Source organism: Streptomyces sp. DG2A-72, assembly GCF_030499575.1.
Lineage (GTDB): Bacteria > Actinomycetota > Actinomycetes > Streptomycetales > Streptomycetaceae > Streptomyces.
In genome coordinates this window covers 38,063-56,685 of record NZ_JASTLC010000003.1, presented here as the reverse complement: position 1 = coordinate 56,685, position 18,623 = coordinate 38,063, and the positions used below count along the sequence as shown (strand labels likewise).

Annotated in this window: 16 protein-coding genes; 6 read left to right on the top strand and 10 right to left on the bottom strand. The window is 68.1% G+C overall.

The features are described from left to right. Positions 1-116 precede the first annotated feature (116 nt). Complete coding sequence (locus tag QQY66_RS49535) at positions 117-659, bottom strand: flavin reductase family protein (RefSeq protein ID WP_301987917.1); 543 nt, start codon at positions 657-659, stop codon at positions 117-119. Positions 660-990: 331 nt separating this feature from the next. Here QQY66_RS49535 and QQY66_RS49530 point away from each other — a divergent pair, with 331 nt between their 5' ends. From QQY66_RS49530 to QQY66_RS49515, 4 genes are all read left to right on the top strand, one after another. Continuing rightward, positions 991-2,751, top strand: coding sequence for a biotin carboxylase N-terminal domain-containing protein (locus tag QQY66_RS49530; RefSeq protein ID WP_301987916.1), 1,761 nt, complete (start codon positions 991-993; stop codon positions 2,749-2,751). Then, the gene (locus QQY66_RS49525) at positions 2,748-3,638 is read left to right on the top strand and encodes a metallophosphoesterase (protein ID WP_301987915.1); all 891 of its coding nucleotides are present in this window, start codon (positions 2,748-2,750) and stop codon (positions 3,636-3,638) included. The genes QQY66_RS49530 and QQY66_RS49525 overlap by 4 nt, the downstream gene beginning before the upstream one ends. Further along, positions 3,635-4,342, top strand: coding sequence for a 4'-phosphopantetheinyl transferase (locus QQY66_RS49520; protein ID WP_301987914.1), 708 nt, complete (start codon positions 3,635-3,637; stop codon positions 4,340-4,342). The genes QQY66_RS49525 and QQY66_RS49520 overlap by 4 nt, the downstream gene beginning before the upstream one ends. Positions 4,343-4,706: 364 nt before the next feature. Beyond that, complete coding sequence (locus QQY66_RS49515; protein WP_301987913.1) at positions 4,707-5,798, top strand: acyltransferase; 1,092 nt, start codon at positions 4,707-4,709, stop codon at positions 5,796-5,798. 73 nt (positions 5,799-5,871) lie between these two features. Here the strand turns inward: QQY66_RS49515 and QQY66_RS49510 are convergent, their stop codons facing one another. Beyond that, the gene (locus QQY66_RS49510) at positions 5,872-7,137 is read right to left on the bottom strand and encodes a cytochrome P450 (RefSeq protein WP_301987912.1); all 1,266 of its coding nucleotides are present in this window, start codon (positions 7,135-7,137) and stop codon (positions 5,872-5,874) included. A 450-nt stretch (positions 7,138-7,587) separates the two neighbouring features. Between QQY66_RS49510 and QQY66_RS49505 the strand changes: the two genes are divergently transcribed. Together QQY66_RS49505 and QQY66_RS49500 are read left to right on the top strand one after the other, a co-directional pair. Further along, positions 7,588-7,980, top strand: a complete 393-nt coding sequence (locus tag QQY66_RS49505; RefSeq protein ID WP_301987911.1) for a nuclear transport factor 2 family protein — start codon at positions 7,588-7,590, stop codon at positions 7,978-7,980. 99 nt (positions 7,981-8,079) lie between these two features. Further along, positions 8,080-9,582: an MFS transporter gene (locus tag QQY66_RS49500; protein ID WP_301988016.1), complete on the top strand. Its 1,503-nt coding sequence runs from the start codon at positions 8,080-8,082 to the stop codon at positions 9,580-9,582. A gap of 107 nt (positions 9,583-9,689) precedes the next feature. Here the strand turns inward: QQY66_RS49500 and QQY66_RS49495 are convergent, their stop codons facing one another. From QQY66_RS49495 to QQY66_RS49460, 8 genes are all read right to left on the bottom strand, one after another. After that, positions 9,690-10,649 carry a Gfo/Idh/MocA family protein gene (locus QQY66_RS49495; protein WP_301987910.1) on the bottom strand — a complete coding sequence of 320 codons (960 nt, stop codon included), beginning with the start codon at positions 10,647-10,649 and terminating at the stop codon, positions 9,690-9,692. Continuing rightward, entirely contained in the window at positions 10,646-12,028 is a 1,383-nt protein-coding gene (locus QQY66_RS49490) for an NDP-hexose 2,3-dehydratase family protein (protein WP_301987909.1), read from the bottom strand. The genes QQY66_RS49495 and QQY66_RS49490 overlap by 4 nt, the downstream gene beginning before the upstream one ends. After that, positions 12,025-13,341 (bottom strand): lipopolysaccharide biosynthesis protein RfbH, encoded by a 1,317-nt coding sequence (gene rfbH / locus QQY66_RS49485; RefSeq protein ID WP_301987908.1) that lies wholly within the window; start codon positions 13,339-13,341, stop codon positions 12,025-12,027. Before rfbH ends, QQY66_RS49490 begins: the two co-directional genes overlap by 4 nt. Further along, positions 13,338-14,333: a dTDP-glucose 4,6-dehydratase gene (rfbB, locus tag QQY66_RS49480; protein ID WP_301987907.1), complete on the bottom strand. Its 996-nt coding sequence runs from the start codon at positions 14,331-14,333 to the stop codon at positions 13,338-13,340. Before rfbB ends, rfbH begins: the two co-directional genes overlap by 4 nt. Continuing rightward, positions 14,330-15,397: a glucose-1-phosphate thymidylyltransferase gene (locus tag QQY66_RS49475; RefSeq protein WP_301987906.1), complete on the bottom strand. Its 1,068-nt coding sequence runs from the start codon at positions 15,395-15,397 to the stop codon at positions 14,330-14,332. Before QQY66_RS49475 ends, rfbB begins: the two co-directional genes overlap by 4 nt. 11 nt (positions 15,398-15,408) lie before the next feature. Beyond that, positions 15,409-16,005 carry a dTDP-4-dehydrorhamnose 3,5-epimerase family protein gene (locus QQY66_RS49470; protein WP_301987905.1) on the bottom strand — a complete coding sequence of 199 codons (597 nt, stop codon included), beginning with the start codon at positions 16,003-16,005 and terminating at the stop codon, positions 15,409-15,411. Positions 16,006-16,032: 27 nt separating this feature from the next. Next, positions 16,033-17,184: a DegT/DnrJ/EryC1/StrS aminotransferase family protein gene (locus QQY66_RS49465; RefSeq protein WP_301987904.1), complete on the bottom strand. Its 1,152-nt coding sequence runs from the start codon at positions 17,182-17,184 to the stop codon at positions 16,033-16,035. 88 nt (positions 17,185-17,272) lie between these two features. Continuing rightward, positions 17,273-18,610, bottom strand: a complete 1,338-nt coding sequence (locus tag QQY66_RS49460) for a nucleotide disphospho-sugar-binding domain-containing protein (RefSeq protein ID WP_301987903.1) — start codon at positions 18,608-18,610, stop codon at positions 17,273-17,275. Positions 18,611-18,623 lie beyond the last annotated feature (13 nt).

Below are 18,623 nucleotides of genomic sequence, written 5' to 3'. Positions count from 1 at the left end.
ACAACCTGAAACGACACGGGTTCTGAACATCGATTGACCGGCCCTTGACACCCCTTGACATTCGAGGGCAGGCGGACCGTGTCGTGTGCAATATCGGAAGGCCGGTGCGGTCGGTGTCACGCGGCGCGGGCGACGGCTCGCTGGAATGCGCCGTCAAAGAAGAGCAGCCCGTCCTGGCCGCTGCCGCGGCGCGCTTCGACGACCCGGCCGACGAATATGGAGTGGTCGCCGAAGCTGTGCGCGGCGGACAGGTCGCACTCCAGCCAGGCGAGCGCCCCGGACAGCAGTGGCGCGCCGGTGTGTGGCCCCGGCGCCCAGTCGATGCGGGCGAACTGCTCGGGCCCGAGGGGCCGTTTCTTGTCTGCGAAGAACCGCACCACGTCCTCCTGAGTGGCCTCCATGATGGAGACACCGAAGTGACCCGCGGCGGTGATGGCCTCGTGCATCACCGCACTGTGGTCGATGCAGCACAGGACGGATGGCGGGTCGAGGGAGACCGAGGTGAACGCGTTCGCGGTCATGCCGTGGAGGTGGTCGCCACCAGTGGACAGCACGGTGACCCCCGTGGCGAACCGGGCCATGACGTCCCGCAGCGCAGCCGGTTCGGCTTCCGCGGCCGTTGCTCGGTCCCCTCCGATTTCTGTGGTTACAGAGTTCATGTCACGCCCTTCCTGTAAGCCATTAACGAGGGAACATACGGGAGTCGGACGAATCGTCTGGCATCGTCGAGTAACTGGACGCTCAGAACCGCTGACATGCTGCGCAGTCATGTCAGCGGCTGCTTCCGCGCCATGAGATGGCGTGCACGGCCTGGTAACTGACCGGTCTTGAAGGAGGACCGGGATAATTTCCGGAGGATTATCCACCGATCGCGCGCCTCGTATAACTTCCCGGCATGGTCAGTTCACGCGAGCACTCCATGAATTCTCGGACGTCAGGATCACGGGACCGGTGCGTCACCGAACCAGCTGACCTGACCAGGAGGTAGTCGTGCGCAAGGTGCTCATCGCCAACCGTGGCGAAATCGCTGTCCGCGTGGCCCGGGCGTGCCAGGACGCGGGGATCGCGAGTGTGGCCGTCTACGCCGAACCGGACCGGGATGCCCTGCATGTCCGAGCGGCCGACGAGGCGTTCGCCCTGGGCGGTGACACCCCGGCCACCAGCTATCTGGACATGGCCAAGGTGCTGGCCGCAGCCAAGGACTCGGGGGCGGACGCGGTCCACCCCGGCTATGGCTTCCTGTCGGAGAACGCCGAGTTCGCCCAGGCGGTCCTGGACATGGGCCTGATCTGGATCGGACCGCCCCCGCAGGCGATCCGGGACCTGGGTGACAAGGTCGCCGCCCGGCATATCGCCCAGCACGCCGGCGCACCCCTGGTCGCCGGTACTCCCGACCCGGTCTCGGGAGCCGACGAGGTCGTGGCCTTCGCCGAGGAGCATGGCCTGCCGATCGCGATCAAGGCCGCCTTCGGCGGTGGCGGGCGCGGCCTGAAGGTCGCCCGCACCCTCGAAGAGGTCCCGGAGCTCTACGACTCCGCGGTGCGCGAGGCAGTGGCCGCCTTCGGCCGGGGCGAGTGCTTCGTGGAGCGCTACCTCGACAAGCCCCGCCACGTCGAGACCCAGTGCCTGGCCGACACCCACGGCAACGTGGTCGTCGTCTCCACCCGTGACTGCTCACTGCAGCGCCGGCACCAGAAGCTGGTCGAGGAGGCCCCGGCGCCGTTCCTCTCCGAGGAGCAGAACGCCGAGCTGTACCGCGCCTCCAAGGCCATCCTCAAGGAAGCCGGATATGTCGGCGCGGGCACCGTGGAGTTCCTCGTCGGCACGGACGGCACCATCTCCTTCCTCGAGGTCAACACCCGGCTGCAGGTCGAGCACCCGGTCACCGAAGAGGTCACCGGCATCGACCTGGTCCGGGAGATGTTCCGTATCGCCGACGGCGAGGCCCTGGGCCACGGCGACCCCGAAGCCCGCGGCCACAGCTTCGAGTTCCGCATCAACGGCGAGGACCCCGGGCGCGGCTTCCTGCCCGTCCCCGGCACCGTCACCCTCTTCGACCCGCCGTCGGGCCCCGGTGTCCGCCTGGACGCGGGCGTGGAATCCGGCAGCGTGATCGGCCCCGCCTGGGACTCCCTCCTGGCCAAGCTGATCGTCACCGGCGCCACCCGCCAGCAGGCCCTGCAGCGCGCCGCCCGCGCGCTCGCGGAGTTCAAGGTCGAGGGCATGGCCACCGCCATCCCCTTCCACCAGGCCGTCGTCGTCGACGAGGCGTTCACCGCCGACCCGTTCACGGTCCACACCCGCTGGATCGAGACCGAGTTCGTCAACGACATCAAGCCCTTCGCGGCCACCCCCTCCGGGACGGACGAGGACGAGGCGGGCCGCGAGACGGTCGTCGTCGAGGTCGGCGGCAAGCGCCTCGAGGTCTCCCTGCCGTCCTCACTCGGCATGTCCCTGGCGCGCACCGGTCTGGCGGCCGGTGCCAAGCCCAAGCGCCGGGCCGCGAAGAAGTCGGGTCCTGCCGCCTCCGGCGACACCCTCGCCTCCCCGATGCAGGGCACCATCGTCAAGGTCGCCGTCGAAGAGCGCCAGGAAGTCGCCGAAGGCGACCTGGTCGTCGTCCTTGAGGCGATGAAGATGGAGCAGCCGCTGAACGCCCACAAGGCCGGCACCGTCAAGGGCCTCACCGCCGAAGTCGGCGCCTCCCTCACCGCCGGCGCTGCGATCTGCGACATCAAGGACCCGTCGTGAGCGCGGGCGGCGGCAGTCTCCTCGCCATCAGCGATCTGCATGTCGTCCATGCCGAGAACAAGAAGATCGCCAACTGCCTGCGGCCGACCTCCGACGGCGACTGGCTGATCGTCGCCGGTGACGTCGGTGAGCTGTCCACGGACATCGAGTGGGCCCTTACCGCTCTCAGCAACCGCTTCGCCAAAGTCATCTGGGCACCGGGCAACCACGAGCTGTGGACCCCGCGCGAAGATCCCCTGCAACTGCGCGGCCAGGCCCGCTACGACCGCCTCGTGGAGCTCTGCCGAAGCCTCGGCGTGCTCACCCCTGAAGACCCCTACGCGATCTGGGACGGCCCCGGAGGGCCGGTGACCGTGGCGCCGCTGTTCCTGCTGTACGACTACACATTCCACGCCCCCGGCACGACGACCAAACGGGAGTCCTTGGCCGTCGCGTACGACAAGGGCATCGTCTGCAGCGACGAGTTCCTGCTCCACCCCGACCCGTACCCCACCCGGGACGCCTGGTGCCGGGCCCGGGTCGCGGAGACCGAACAGCGCCTTAAGACCTGCGACCCGGAGCTGCCCACCGTCCTCGTCAATCACTTCCCGCTGATCCGGCAGAACACCAGCCTGCTGTATCACCAGGAGTTCGCCCAGTGGTGCGGCACAGTCCGCACAGCCGACTGGCACCGCCGCTTCCGCGCACAGAGCGTCGTCTACGGGCACCTGCACATCCCACGCACCACCTGGCACGACGGCGTGCGCTTCGAAGAGGTCTCCGTCGGCTACCCGCGCGAATGGCGCAGGCCGAACCACCCGCGCACCGGACTGCGCCGGATCCTTCCGTACACACCGTCTGACGCCACCGCGTCACCAGGCCGCCCCGCAGAGGCCGAGCGAGGATGATCGAAGAACTGCTCCCGCCCGGTGTCGTCGCCGTGGAAGCGTTCCACGACCTGCCGGACTTCCCGCTGTACCCCGAGGAACGCGACGTCATCAAGAAGGCGAAGGTCGTCCGGCGACGTGAATTCGCCACCGTGCGCTGGTGTGCGCGCCGCGCCCTCGCCCGCCTCGGCGAAGCGCCCGCGCCCGTGCTCCCTGATCCGCACGGTGCACCGCAGTGGCCCGACGGCATCATCGGCAGCCTCACCCACTGCGCCGGCTACCGGGCCGCGGCCCTCGCCCGCGGCGATGACATCACCATGATCGGCATCGATGCGGAGCCCAATGAGCCGCTTCCGGCCGGGGTGCTGGAGACCATCGCCCTGCCCGTGGAGCAGCGCCTCATCGGGGAGCTGGCCGTCAGCGCCCCCGGAATCCACTGGGGCCGGCTGCTCTTCTCCATGAAGGAGACGGTTTACAAGAGCTGGTACCCCTGCACCGGGCAGCGCCTCGACTTCGAGGATGCCACTGTCACCTTCAGCGCGCAGAGCCCTCTCTACACTGCCCGTGTCCGCATCCCGGACCCCGCTCCGCACACCCCCGCGGTACACATCTGGCAGGGGCGCTGGCTCTGCCGGGGCGGCTTGCTGATCAGCGCGCTCACGGTTTCGCGCCGGGAGCCGGCTCGTCTCGGTGCACGGGCGGCGGCCGTGGCCATCGGGGTCTGAGCCTCTCGCCGTTCCGCGATAGAGCCTCAAGCAGTACCGCGCCGTCCGCACAGGCGGCGTGGACCGGTACCTGCTTCGGTGAGTAATCCGGGAAAACGGAAGCGGAGTTAGTCGTCGGTTACCGGAGACTGGCCAAAGGATTCAGGCCACCGGATACCGTCAATTTCTACCCGGCTCTCCCATTCCCAAGAGGGCGCCCTGACCTGTCCCGCGATGGAGCCCCTCCCGACTCGTACCAGAAGCAGGTGTCATGACTGCACCCTCAACACCATTCGAGCCAGACACGAATTCCGGTAGGCCGGATCCGTCCCAGGTCACGGCGGAAGCCACGGCGCAGGGCACCCGGCTCACCTCGATCACGGGCATGCGATTCCTTGCGGCTCTCTCCGTGTTCTTCTTCCACGTGGCCGTGTTCCGAATATTCGAGGACACGCAGGTATCGGAAGGGATCGCCTATATTTTCAGCAGAGCGGGCTGGATCGGTGTTTCGTTCTTCTTTGTGCTCAGCGGGTTCATTCTCACCTGGGCGGCGAAACCGAACGACTCGATGACCGCTTTCTGGCGCCGGCGCTTCTTCAAGGTCTTCCCGAATCACGTGGTGACCTACGCACTGGCCATGGTGCTGTTCGCCGGGGCCACCGTGGGCGGCGGCACCGCCGTCCTGAATCTGCTGCTGCTCCAGTCCTGGGTGCCTTCGGAGGACGTGTACTTCAGCGTCAACCTGCCCAGCTGGTCGCTCGGCTGCGAGATGCTGTTCTATCTGCTCTTTCCGCTGCTGCACCGCTGGATCGGCCGTATCAGGCCGCAAGCCCTGTGGGGCGTGGCCATCGGCCTTCTCCTCGTGATCGCCGTACTGCCGCTGATCGCCGGCGCCTTCCTGCCCGCGCGGCCCACCGTGGTGCTGCCGCCGGGGGAGGACGTGTCGGAGGCCGCCTACTGGTTCCTCTACATCTTCCCGGCCACGCGCGTACTGGACTTCGTCCTTGGCATCGTGCTCGCTCGGGTCGTGCTGACGGGCCGCTGGATCGGGATAGGGCTGCTGCCGCTGACCGTGCTCTTCGTGTTCTGCTACGCCGCGGCCCTGGAGGCCCCGCAGCTCTACGGCCTGGTCGCCCTCACCGCGGTTCCGCTGGCACTGATGATCCCGGAAACTGCGATGCTCGATGTGCGCAAGCGGGAGACCTGGCTGCGCACCCGCCCCATGCAGTGGCTCGGTGAAGTGTCCTTCGCCTTCTACCTGGTTCAGTGGCCGGTCCTGCTGTACGGCCAGGAACTCCTCGGAGTGGAGAGGAAGTTCTCCCTGCTCACAGGCACCGGAGTGCTGCTGGCCTGCTTCGGAATCACCCTGCTCATCGCCTGGCTGTTGTATATCGGGGTGGAGCGGCCGGCGATGCGGCGCTGGTCCAAGCCCCGAGACGGCCGCAAGGCGCCTGAGAAGTCGCGTACTGCCGCGTGAGCGCCTGCCGCCTGTAGGCGCGACAGGGCCGGCCGTCGGATCGACGGCCGGCCCTGTCGCGTTCCGGGCCGGTTCAGCCGGTGGCCGAGGGGGCGCCGAGAAGCACCGGCAGCGCTTCGTGCCCGTTGTTCACGAAGGACTCGCCCCGCTTCACCTCACCCGCGTCCGTGGCAAGGGCCAGCTGCGGGAACCGGTTGAAGAGCGCGGGCAGGGTGATCTCCGCCTCCAGGCGGGCGAGCGGGGCCCCGAGGCAGTGATGTGCCCCGAAGCCGAAGGCGATGTGCTCCCGGTTGCTCGACCGGGTGACGTCGAAGCCGTCCGCGTCGTCCCCGTGGACCCCCGGGTCACGACCTGCGGCGCCGAAGGAGACCACGATGGGCTCCCCCTTGGAGATGGTCAGGTCCTCCAGTTCGATGTCCTCTACGGCGTACCGCAGCAGGACGTTCATCAGCGGTGCCTCGAGCCGAAGGGTCTCCTCGACCACGTCCTTCCAGGACGCCGATCCCTGCCGCACCAGTTGGAGCTGGTCGGGGCGCGTCAGCAGCGCGAAGACGGCATGGTCCAGGAGGTTGACCGTGGTCTCATACCCCGCCATGAAGATCAGGACGAGAGTGTCGGTCAGCTCCTGGAAGGTCAGCCCGCTGCCGTCGGAGTCGTCATGGGCGAGGACCAGGGCGCTGGTGAGGTCGTCTCCCGGGTTCGCCCTCTTCTCCTCGATCAACTCGCCTGTCCTGAGCATCAGATCCTTCTCGATCTGCTGCATCTCCTCCACTGAGTTGGTGGTGCGCAACAGGCCGTCGACCAGCGGGAGCAGCTTGGCGCGCGCCGCGGCGGGAATGCCGAGGAGTTCGGAGATGACCCGGGCGGGCAGCGGGTAGGCGAACTCCTGGCGCAGATCGACCGGTTGGCCGGCGGGCAGCGTGGTCAGCCTTTCGATGACCTCTGCCGCGATCTCCTCGATGCGTTCCTTCATCGCGGCCGTACGCCGGGCGGTGAAGGCACCGGCGACCAGCTTGCGCAGCCGCTTGTGCTCCTCTCCGTACGCCGTGAACAGATTACGGTCGGCCACGTAGGCGGCCAGCGGCCAGGTGCGGGCCAGCTCTCCCTCGCCGTTCTCCCAGGCGGGCCAGTGGCGGTAGGGGTCGCGGGAGACTCGAGGGTCGGTGAGCAACTGCTTGATCAGCGCATGGTCGGTGACCCACCAGGTTTCCACGCCGAGCAGTTCGGCCCGGGTGGCACGGCCGCGCTGACGCAGCTGTGCTGCCTCACCGTGGACGTCGGTGCCACTTGGATCGATGGTGAAGGCGCCGTGCGCGAACGGACAGGACTGGACGGTCATGTGGTACCTCCGCTGCGGGAAGGGACGGACTGCTCGGTTGTGGAGCGCTGTGGCCCGGACGGAAGAGTTCGCGTCGGAGGCGGTGAGCCCATGCGGGACCGGTCAGGCGCGCCACGTTCTTGGGAGCCACCGGAGGTTTCTCGCCAGGATGAGCGAGCAGGAACAACGGCAGCGGAAGCTTTGCAATGTCCGGTATCAGCCACCCGGCGGCTTGAAAATGCTCCTGTGTGGTTGGAACTGCTCCGACGGTTGATCGAGATGTTCGGAATTCGACCCTACGTTCCTTTGGGCAGCACGATTTCAGCCCCGAGTCACAGGCCGGTAATCAGCGATCTCGTATGCACGGCCATGGCTCAATGAGCGACCAGTTACCGAGCTGTGGAAGGGGCCTCGATACCGTCACACGGGAGCGATCAAAGTGACTTCGTCCCCGAAGAGCGGAGTATTCGCATGTCGAATGAGTCCGGAACCGTCAACAACGCAGTAGAAGACCGCTTTCACAAGCACACCGACGACTACGTCAGGGCCTTCAACTCCGGTGACGCCGACCAGGTGAACGCCTTTTACACGGACGAGGCAGTCGCCGTGTGGGAGCCGGGAAAGCCACTCACCGGCCAGGCCCGCAAGGAGTACACCAAGGAGTTCCTCTCCCGGCGCCCCGTCATGCGCGCCACGGTGCGGCAGTCGTTCGCGACCAAGGAGACCGCGCTGCTCATCGTCGACTGGCACATGGACGTCTCCGGTGAGGTCATGGAGGGCGTCGGCGTGGACGTGCTGCGCCTCGGGGACGACGGCACATGGCGCTACGCCATCGACGACCCCTTCGGCGAGGAGAAGAAGTAGAGGCCCCGCCCTCCCGCACGCGACCAACCGCACACGTAACAGACGGCACGCGCAACGGACGTGGCTCCGAGGCGGCGCCGATGCCGCGACAGAAGGATCATTCATGGACACCGACGCACAGGCCGGTACCCCCCGACCGCGGGTCGGCGGGAATGGCTGGGCCTGACCGTTCTGGCTCTGCCCACACTGCTGCTCTCCCTCGACATGAGCGTGCTGTACCTGGCGCTGCCTCATCTCAGCGCCGACCTGGACCCCAGTGCCACGCAGTCGTTGTGGATCATGGATATCTACGGATTCATGATCGCTGGATTCCTCGTCACCATGGGCACCTTGGGTGACCGGATCGGCCGCCGAAGGCTGCTGCTCATCGGAGCCGCGGCCTTCGGCGTCGCCTCCGTACTCGCCGCCTACGCACCCTCCGCCGAGACGCTGATCGCAGCACGTGCGCTCCTTGGCATCGCCGGCGCGACCCTGATGCCCTCCACACTCGCCCTGATCAGCAACATGTTCCTCGACCCCCGGCAGCGAGCCAGCGCGATCGGGCTCTGGATGACCTGCTTCATGGTGGGGTCGACCATCGGGCCACTGGTCGGCGGCACGCTGCTCGAACTGTTCTGGTGGGGCTCCGTGTTCCTCCTCGGCGTCCCCATCATGCTGCTGCTCCTGGTGACCGCGCCGGTGCTGCTTCCCGAGTACCGCGACAAGAGCGCCGGCAAGGTGGATCTGGTCAGCGCCGTCATGTCGCTGGTGGCCGTGCTGTCGGTGATCTACGGCCTCAAGCACCTTGCCGAACACGGGATCTCCGTGACCGCGGCCGTGGCTGTCGTACTCGGTGTCGCGGTCGGTGTCGTCTTCGTCCGGCGCCAGCGGTCGATCGCCAGCCCTCTCATGGACATGCGGCTGTTCGGCAACCGCTCGTTCAGCGGCGCGTTGACGGTCATCCTGTTCGGCACCGTCGTCTCCGGCGGCATCTTCCTCTTCGCCTCGCAGTACTTCCAGACCGGCGAGGGACTCGGCCCCTTCCAGGCGGGTCTGTGGCTGGTGGCGCCGGCCCTCGCCACGGTGCTCAGCTCAATGCTCTCGCCGGCCATCGCCCGCACCGTCCGCCCGGCCTATCTGGTGGCCTCCGGTCTGGTACTCGCCGCGTCCGGCGCCGTGCTCCTGGCCATCGTGCCCGAGGACGGCAGCCTTGCGCTGGCGGTCAGCGGGGTCACCATCGCCTTCCTGGGCTTTGGTCCGATGATGGTGCTCGGCACCGACCTGATCGTGGGCTCGGCGCCGCCCGAGCGCGCGGGATCCGCGTCCGCCCTGTCGGAAACCGGGTCCGAGCTCGGCATCGCGCTGGGCGTGGCGCTCCTCGGCAGCCTGGGCGCCGCCGTGCAGCGCGGCCGTACGTCCGACGGCGCAACCACCGCCGAGGGGTTCATCGGCGGCATGAACGCCGTGGCCTGGGCATGCGTTGCCATCCTCGGGCTGCTGGCCGCCGTGTCCATGGCTCTGCTGCGGCACATCCGCCCCGGCAACGAGGAGCACGCCGAGACCGTCGCCGCCGGCGACCCGGACGACTCGGCGGCGAAGACCGCTCAGGTGCCGGGAGTCTGACCCCTGCACCACACCGCAGGGGCGGGGGAGAGAAGAAGAGAAGCACGTACCGCCTGCGGGTGAGAGCCGGAATCGGCTCTCACCCGCAGGCGTACGTGCTTCTCCGGCTAGCCGCCGGCCGCGGCCCTCAGTTCGTCCAGGAGCTCCGCCTGGCGGCGTACGACGGGTCCGTCCAAAACCTCGCCCGCGCGAACGGCGTCGGCGAAGGCCGACACTGTCCGGGCCACCTGATCGGCCGCGTCGAGCACCAACTCCTGGCTTCCCACGGCTTGTTCGAGACGGACCACCGGCTGATGGTCGGCCGGAGGAGTGAAGTAGCGGTCCACCGAGATGTGGCCCTTGCTGCCCCACAGCTCACAGCGGTTGCGGTACGCGTGGTCGAGCCCGAACGACAGCTGGGCGTGTACCCCACCGGGAGTGCGCAGCAACGCCGCTCCCGCGATGTCGACGCCGAGCTCCGGTTCCTGGGTCAATGTGGCGCCCACGGTGTGCAGTTCCGTGCCCAGGAAATGCAGGGCGGCCCGTACGGGGTAGACGCCGGTATCCCACAGCGCGCCACCGCCCAGCGCACGGTTGTATCGGATGTCGCCGGGCGGCAGACCTGGCACGGCGAACTCCGCGACCAGAGCGCGCAGTTCACCGATCTCTGCGAGCAGGTCCCGCAGTCGCGCGTGCTGCGGATGGTGAACGAACATCACGTTCTCCATCAGTGCGAGCCCCCGCGAGCGGGCCAGGTTGAGCAGCTCTGCCGTCCGCCCGGCGCTGAGCGACATCGGCTTCTCGGCCAGTACGTGCTTGCCCGCGAGCAGGGCGGCCTCCACCCAGGTGGCGTGCAGCGCGGCGGGCAGCGGGATGTAGACGGCGTCGACGGATGCGTCGGCAAGCAGGTCGCCGTAGCCCGTCACAGGGCGGCAGCCGTAGGTGCGCGCGACCTCTTCCGCCCGCGCCGCGCTCCGGGCGGCCACCGCGGTGACCTCGATGCCCGGAGCGGCGGCGAAGGAGGGCAGCATGCGGCGCCTGGCGATTGCCGCACAGCCCATGACGCCCATGCGGATCGGCCGGGTCATGGCCGCACCGCTCCCGTGTGGAAGAGCGAAAGCAGCGTGCGGGCCTGCACGTTGAGATAGTGCCCGTGCCGGACGAGGCTGCTCAGCTGGCCAAGGCTCGCCCAGCGGTATCCCGGCGGTGGCTCGTCGGGGACCTCCTTTGGGGCGTCGACGACCAGATAGCGGCTGCGCGCGTTGAGGAACCGGCCCCCTTCCTCGGAGTGCACCGCCTCGTACCGGATGTTCTCGGCGGGTGTGCCGAGCACCAGGTCGAGGAAGGGCGGCCGCTGCTCAGTGGGCAGTGCTGCGTAGTTCGCGGGGGTGTACTGGACGGTCGGGCCCGCTTCGACGGTGTCCACGAAACCGCCCTCCACCCTGGCGTGCATCAGTACATGCGGTACGCCGTCGAAGTGACGCAGCAGGAAGGCGGTGACGCCCAGGCCGACCGGCTCGAACAAGGGCTGGGTCCAACCGGTGACTTCCCTGTTGTCGGCCTGCACGGCGACGGCGACAACCGAGAAATAGCGGCCGTGCACATGCTCGATGCTCTGCTCGCCCCGCACCCAGTCGTCGATGGAGTTCAGCGGGACGGTGCGGGCCCGCACGTCGTGTCGTGACCGTTCCCCGGTGAACCAGGAGAGCAGTTCCGTGTCCGAGTCCAGTGCCCCGGTCCCGTCCGAGCCGGCCGGTACGCAGGACAGGACCGTGCGGGAGTCCATGTTGACGACGTCGTCCCGTTCGAGGAGCTCCCCGATCTGGCCGAGAGTCAGCCAGACGAAGTCCTCGTGCAGCTCCACTTCGCCCCGCGCTTCGACGATCATGTTCCGGTTGGACTTCCGGTAGAACCAGGAGCCGTGCTCGGACTGCAGCGCATCGGCGAGCACGCGGCCGCGGCCGGGCTCCCTGAAGTAGTCGATGTACCGGACGTCAGCGCCGTTGTGCACTTTGGTGTAGTTGCTCCGGGTGGCCTGGACCGTGGGCGAGAGCTGGAGCAGATTGGCGTTGCCGGGCTCCATCTTGGCCTGCATGAGAAAGTGCAGCACCCCGTCGAACTCCTTGACGAGGATGCCGAGGATGCCGACCTCCGGCTGTCTGATGATGGGCTGCTGCCACTGGGGGAAGGGCTGCTCATCGGTGGTGACATGGAGGCCCTCCACCGTGAAGAAGCGGCCACTGCGGTGCCCCAGATTGCCGCTGTCCGGCTGGAAGGACCAGCCGTCGAGCTCGGCGAACGCGATGCGCTCGACCCGGAAGCGGTGTGCCCTGCCGCGTTCGGCGAGCCAGCCGGCGAAGTCCTCGGTACGCAGTTGCGTTCCGACCCCGCGGACGGCCGCCGAGCGGGCGAAGCGCTCTGCGAGGCCGCTGTCCACACGGGGCCGCAGCAGTGTTGGCGCGGTCATTTGTGGGCCTCCACGAACTCCTTGACCGAGGCGATGACGTAGTCGAGCATCTCCTCGCTCAGCCCTGGATAGACACCCACCCAGAACGTCTGGTCGGTGATCAGGTCACTGTTGGCGAGGGATCGCACGACCCGGTGCTCACGGTCGGCATAGGCGGGCTGGCGGGTGAGGTTCCCGGAGAACAGCCGCCGGGTGCCGATCTTGCGGCCCTCCAGGAAGTCCACCAGGGCGGCTCGGGAGAAGGGGGCCTGCGGGTCAACGGTGATCACGAAGCCGAACCAGCTCGGTTCGCTGCCCGGGGTCGCTTCCGGCAGCACCAGGTGCGGCACGGCGTCGAGTCCGTCCCGCAGCCGCTGCCAGTTGCGCCGCCTGGCCTCGGTGAAGCCGTCGACCTTGGCCAGCTGGGTCAGACCGAGCGCCGCCTGCAGGTCGGTGGCCTTCAGGTTGTAACCGATGTGGGAGAAGATGTACTTGTGGTCGTAGCCCTTCGGCAGCCTGCCCATCTGGTGCTCGAACCGCTTGAGGCAGGTATTGCTCTTGCCCGGCTCGCACCAGCAGTCCCGGCCCCAGTCGCGCAGTGACTCGACCACCCTGGCGAGCTTGAGGTCGGAGGTCAGCACACAGCCGCCCTCGCCCATCGTGATGTGGTGAGCGGGGTAGAAACTGACCGTCGTCAGATCGCCGAAGGTGCCCGTTGGTTTGCCCTGGTAGAGCGAACCCACCGCGTCGCAGTTGTCCTCGACGAAGAACAGCCCGTGCTGCTTGGCGAGTTCGGCGACCTCGGCCACCTCGAAGGGGTTGCCGAGCGCGTGCGCGATCATGATGCCCCGGGTCTTGGGGCCGATGGCCTCGGCGACCCGGTCCGCGGTGGTGTTGTACGTACCGAGCTCCACATCGATGAAGACCGGGACGAGCCCGTTCTGCACGATGGGGTTCACGGTGGTCGGGAAGCCGGCGGCGACGGTGATCACCTCGTCGCCGGGCCGCAGCCGCCGGTCCTCGAGAACGTGCGAGGTGAGTGCGGTGAGCGCCAACAGGTTCGCCGAGGAACCGGAGTTGGTGAGATGGGCCTTGCGGCGCTGCAGTCTGCGGGCGAACTGCGACTCGAACTTCCGGGAGGCGGGGCCGGCGGCGATCCGCAGGTCGAGTGCCGCCTCGACCAGAGCGGCACGGTCGTCGGCGTCGAGTACGGCCCCGGAAGGCCAGATCTCCGTGACCCCGGGGACGAACGTCCCGTCGCCCTGGATGTCCTGGTGGTACTTGCGGGTCTCGTCCAGGACGAGCGCCCGGTGCGGATTGGTCTGCGCGCTCATCGCACGGCCACCTGTCCTTCATGCTCGGAGTACTTGGTCGACTTCCACCAGTCCGTGTTGTCGCGGTACCAGGCGACGGTGTCGGCGAGGCCCTGGGCGAAGGGGACTCGGGGGGCGTAGCCGAGCTCGTCGCGGATCTTCGACTCGTTGAGCGCGTACCGCAGATCGTGGCCCTTCCGGTCGGCGACGTGCCGGACCGCCGAGGAGTCGGCGCCGAACAAACGCAGCAGGTGGTCGGTGATTTGACGGTTGGTCAGTTCGTTGCCGCCGCCGATGTTGTAGATCTCGCCCGCCCTGCCCTTGGTGAGCACCAGTTGGATGGCGCGGCAGTGGTCGTCGACGTGCAGCCATTCCCGTACGTTGCGGCCGTCGCCGTACAGGGGGACCTGTTCACCTTCGAGGAGCTGGGTGATGAACAGCGGAATGAGCTTCTCCGGGTGTTGGTAGGGCCCGTAGTTGTTGGAGCAGCGGGTGATCGACAGGTCGATTCCGTGGGTACGCCAGTAGGACCGGGCCACCAGGTCGGAGGCGGCTTTGGAAGCGGCGTACGGGGAGTTGGGCAGCAGGGGGTAGTTCTCGGTCCAAGAGCCTTCGTCGATGGAGCCGTAGACCTCGTCGGTGGAGATGTGCACGACCCGCTGGACGCCCGCCGCGAGGCAGCAGTCGAGCAGGGTCTGGGTGCCTGCGACGTTCGTGCGGATGAATGCGTCGGCGGACTGCAGCGAGCGGTCCACGTGTGACTCCGCCGCGAAGTGCACCACCACGTCGTGGCCCGGCAGCACCTCGGCCAGCAGGGCCCGGCTGGTGATGTCGCCCCGGATGAACTCGAGGCGGTCATGGTAGGCGGGCAGGTTGTCGCGGTTGCCCGCGTAGGTGAGGGCGTCGTAGACCGTCACCTGCGCGTCCGCGTACTCCGGGTAGCCACCCGACAGGAGTGTGCGGACGTAGTGCGAACCGATGAAGCCCGCGCCTCCTGTGACGAGGATCCTCATGCTGCCACCTCGATTACCGTGTTGTCGCCGATGACCATGCGGTGCTGGGCGATTCCCCGGTCGCTGGGGCTGACGCTGGCGGAGCGGCCGATCAGCGAGCGGTGCAGCCCGGGGACGTTCGCGATGTTGGCGCCGGCGAGGACGATCGACTCTGTGATCCTGGTGGCCCGCAGCGTGCAGCCGGTGCCGATCGAGGTGCCCGGGCCGATGTGGCTGTCCTCCACGACCGAGTCCGCTCCGACGATGATCGGGCCGACCAGCTTGGATCGCACGACCCGGGCGCCCGCAGCGATGACCACGGTTCCGGAGAGTTCGCTGGTGTCGTCCACTTCACCGTCGATGCGGCTGGTGAGGGCGGCCAGCAGCCTTGCGTTGCACTCCAGGACGTCCTCGGCGCGGCCGGTGTCCTGCCAGTAGCCCTCGTAGAGGCTGGCCTTGATCTGCGCGCCTTGTTCGAGCATCAGCTGGATGGCGTCGGTGATCTCCAACTCGCCGCGGGCACTGGGCTTGATGGTGTCCACGGCCTGGTGGATGGCCTTCGTGAAGAAGTACACGCCGATCAGGGCGAGGTCGCTCTTTGGGTGCTGAGGCTTCTCCACCAGGCGCTGCACGGCGCCCGACTCGTCCACTTCGGCCACTCCGAAGGCCCGGGGGTCGGACACCCTGTGCAGGACGACCTGGGCTGCGGGGCGGCTCGCCGTGAACTCCTCGGCGACGTGGGTCACCCCGTCGGGCAGCATGTTGTCCCCGAGGTACATCACGAAGTCGTCGTCGCCGAGGAAGGGCCGGGCCAGCTGCACGCAGTGCGCCAGGCCCATGGGCTCATCCTGGGGGATGTAGGTGATGCGGGCGCCGAAGCGGGAGCCGTCGCCGATCACATCGGCGATCGTCGCTCCCCAGGAGCCGACGACGATGCCGATCTCGGTGACGCCCATGGCGCGGATGCTCTCCACGACGTGTTCCAGGACCGGTCGGTTGGCTATCGGTATGAGCTGTTTGGGCATGGAATAGCTGAACGGGCGCAGGCGAGTGCCGCTTCCGCCCGACAGCACGAGAGCCTTCATGGGGGTTCTCCTCACAGCGATGGTTGGATCCTTGGGTGCGTCTCCTGCCAGGAGGCGAGGAGCCCCTGGGCCGCGGCCTCGGCGACACTGCTGGCCCCGGCGTCCTTCTCGGACATGAGCGGCGGCGTCGCGAATCCCCAGGGAAGTGCCAGATCGGGATCGAGTGGGTCGATGTCGATCTGAGTGCCCGGCACATGCATGCTGGACAGCACGTAACAGATGCAGGTGTCGTCGGTCAGGGTGAGGAAGCCGTGGCCCACGCCCTCCGGTACGAAGACGGAGCGACCGGAGCCGGCGTCCAGCTCGTGGACCGCGTGCCGCCCGAACGTCGGCGAGCCCACCCGAAGGTCCACCACGATGTCGCGCAGCGCTCCCCGCACACAGGTGACGTATTTCGCCTGGCCAGGGGGCAGGGTCACGCTGTGGATGCCGCGCAGCGTATGACGGCGGGAGGTGGAGTAGTTGATCTGCTGGGGCACGAAGGGGCGTCCCAGGGCGCGCTCGAAGACATCGGCGCGCATGGCCTCATAGAAGTTCCCCCGCTGGTCGGTGAGTTGGTCGGGAGTAACGAGGTATGCCCCGGGAACCGAGGTCTGCGAGATACGCACGGACGCTGCCTCTCTCCGCTTGCGGTGTCAGCCGCCAAGCCGGCTGAGCCGGTTCTCGACGGACTTGCGCACTTCTTCGGCGACGGTGCGGACCTCCAGGTCGTCGAGGCCCTGGTGCAGCGGCAGCAGCAGCGTGGTACCGGATGCCTCCTCCGTGCCGGGCAGCTCGACGCCACCGCCCCGGTAGAGGGGCACTTTGTGCAGCGGCGGGTAGCGGAACGTGGTGTAGATGCCGTGGTCGAGGAGGTCGGCGGCCACCTGATCGCGGATCCGCCGGTCCAACTGCACCCAGTAGAAGTAGCCGGAGGTGGTGTGCCCGTCGGGCAGCGGCGGCGGCAGCACGATGCCCTCGGCGTCGGCGAGCAGTTCGCTGTACAGAGCGCAGATCGCGTTACGGCGAGCCACGAACTCGGGCAGCCTGCGCAGCTGGACCTGCCCGATCGCGGCGGTCACGTCGTTGCCGACGACACGACGGCCGAAACTGGCCAGGTTCAGTTCCCACCAGCGGTGCGACACCTTCGCCGCGGAGAAGCCGCTGGACTGCTCAAGGCCGTGGTAGGCGAAGCTGCGGGCCCGGCGTGCGACTTCGGGATCGCGGGCGTAGAACATTCCGCCGTCCCCGGTCACCAGCACCTTCATCGCGTCGAAGCTCCAGACGGCAAGGTCACCGAAGGTGCCGCACGCGGTGCCGTCGGCGCGGGAGGCGACCGCGCAGGCCGCATCCTCGATGAGAGTGACGCCGCGGTCGCGGCAGAGCTCGGCGATCGCGGCGACATCGCCCGGGTAACCGCCGTAGTGCAGCAGCAGCACGGCCTTGGTCCGCGGCGTGAGCGCGCTCTCCACCTGAGCGGCGGTCGGGTTGAGCGTGCGCGGGTCGACATCGCAGAAGACCATCCGGGCGCCGGTCGCCGACACGGCGTTGCCGGCGGCGACGAAGCTGACCGAAGGCATCACCACGTCGTCGTCGGGGCCGAGACCGAGCAGCTCGCCGGCGAGGAACAGGCCCGCGGTGGCCGAGTTGATGAAGATGACGTGCTCGGCGGGCACCCCCAGGTGCCCGGCGAAGGCGGCCTCGAACTTCTCGGTCCTCGGGCCGTGTCCCAGCCAGTTGGAGTCGAACACCTCCTTGACCGCGGAGAGTTCCTCGTCACCCAGCGTGGGCTGGAATACGTTGATCACTCTCTTCCTCCAGAGTCGGACTGCATGAACGCGGGGCTTATGGGACGCAGAGGCCGTGGTGTGCCCGGCCGGGCGCCTTACGGGCCGGTCAGGAGCGCGCCTTGGCCTCGGCGGTCATCCGCTCCAGGACGGGGACGAGCTCGCCTGGCGAGGGGGTGGCCAGCAGGTCGTCACGCAGCCGGTCCGCGCCGCGCTGGAAGGACGGGTCGCAGAGCACCCGCGCAATCTCCTTGCGCATGACGTCGACGGACTGCTCGGCGTGGTTCAGGGTCAGGCCCGCGCCCCGCTGGGCGATGAAGGCCGTGGTGGGCGGGATGTCCATGTGCTTGCGTACGAAGCTCGACTCGTTCCCCTCGTCGTCCCAGGAGTTGAACACGCTCTCCTCGTCCGTGATCAACTGCGGTACGGCGTGGTGCGCGGCGGCCGCGAAGGTGCCGGTACCGCCGTGGTGGATGATCGCGTCGCAGCTGGGCAGCAGCTGGCTCAGAGGTATGTAGTCGACCGCCCGCACGTTGTCCGGCAGTCGGTCGAGAGCGGACAGCTGCTCTTCGCTGAGCGTGGCGACGACGTCGACGTCCATGCCGCCGAGCGCCTTTAGGAGCGCCGCCGTACGGCTGTCGCCGTCCTTGAAGAACTTCCGTACCGACATCCCCAACGTCAGTGCGACACGAGGCCGTTGGGAGTGCTGGTCGAGCCATTCCGGCACAGCGCAGGCCCCGCTGAAGGGGATCCAGCGCACGGGGACGGTCAGCGTGTCCGACGCCAGCCGCATACCGGCGGGCATCGGGTCCAGGGTCCACTGGCCCAACAGCAGCTCGTCGTCGACCTCCACGCCGTGCCGCTGGGCCACCGGGCGTACCGACTCCACGAGGGGGTTCTCTCCGCCGGCGGGACCACGTGCCGCGAAGCGGTCCCGCACCCAGCCCCAGTAGTCAAGACCCCACAGAATGCGGGCATGCACTGCTCCCGAGGCCCTGGCCGCCACCGCGGCCGAGGGGAAGCAGGGGTCCCACAGCACCAGGTCGGGACGCCACGACCTGGCGAACCCGACGAGCTCGTCCACACCGGGCCGGTATACGTCGGGTGCGGCATTGGCGGGGTGGAAGTCCCACAGCACCGGCAGCATGAAGGTGCGGAAGACGTCCCAGGCGTACTCCTCGTCCTGACCGAGCCGCAGCGACTCACCGAGCCGGTCCAGTTTCGTCACCACGTCCGGCGGCGTCGTACGGCCCGCCGCCCGCGCTTTCGGCATGGTCTGCGGATCGCCGAGCGGCACCGCGGTCAGCCCCACGGATGTGATGACCGGGGCCATGTCGGGGTGAGAGGCGACACGCACCTCATGGCCGGCGTTCTGCAGCGCCCAGGCCAGCGAGACCATGGGGTACAGATGGGCGGGCGCGGCGTAGACGGTTATTAGGACACGCATGGACTTCTCCCCT

Bases quoted from the DNA above. Each gene is read 5' to 3' on its own strand.
- rfbH (WP_301987908.1), bottom strand. From the start codon at position 13,341: ATGAGCGCGCAGACCAATCCGCACCGGGCGCTCGTCCTGGACGAGACC.
- rfbB (WP_301987907.1), bottom strand. From the start codon at position 14,333: ATGAGGATCCTCGTCACAGGAGGCGCGGGCTTCATCGGTTCGCACTAC.
- QQY66_RS49495 (WP_301987910.1), bottom strand. From the start codon at position 10,649: ATGACCCGGCCGATCCGCATGGGCGTCATGGGCTGTGCGGCAATCGCC.
- QQY66_RS49475 (WP_301987906.1), bottom strand. From the start codon at position 15,397: ATGAAGGCTCTCGTGCTGTCGGGCGGAAGCGGCACTCGCCTGCGCCCG.
- QQY66_RS49535 (WP_301987917.1), bottom strand. From the start codon at position 659: ATGAACTCTGTAACCACAGAAATCGGAGGGGACCGAGCAACGGCCGCG.
- QQY66_RS49490 (WP_301987909.1), bottom strand. From the start codon at position 12,028: ATGACCGCGCCAACACTGCTGCGGCCCCGTGTGGACAGCGGCCTCGCA.
- QQY66_RS49460 (WP_301987903.1), bottom strand. From the start codon at position 18,610: ATGCGTGTCCTAATAACCGTCTACGCCGCGCCCGCCCATCTGTACCCC.
- QQY66_RS49515 (WP_301987913.1), top strand. From the start codon at position 4,707: ATGCGATTCCTTGCGGCTCTCTCCGTGTTCTTCTTCCACGTGGCCGTG.
- QQY66_RS49505 (WP_301987911.1), top strand. From the start codon at position 7,588: ATGTCGAATGAGTCCGGAACCGTCAACAACGCAGTAGAAGACCGCTTT.
- QQY66_RS49510 (WP_301987912.1), bottom strand. From the start codon at position 7,137: ATGACCGTCCAGTCCTGTCCGTTCGCGCACGGCGCCTTCACCATCGAT.
- QQY66_RS49520 (WP_301987914.1), top strand. From the start codon at position 3,635: ATGATCGAAGAACTGCTCCCGCCCGGTGTCGTCGCCGTGGAAGCGTTC.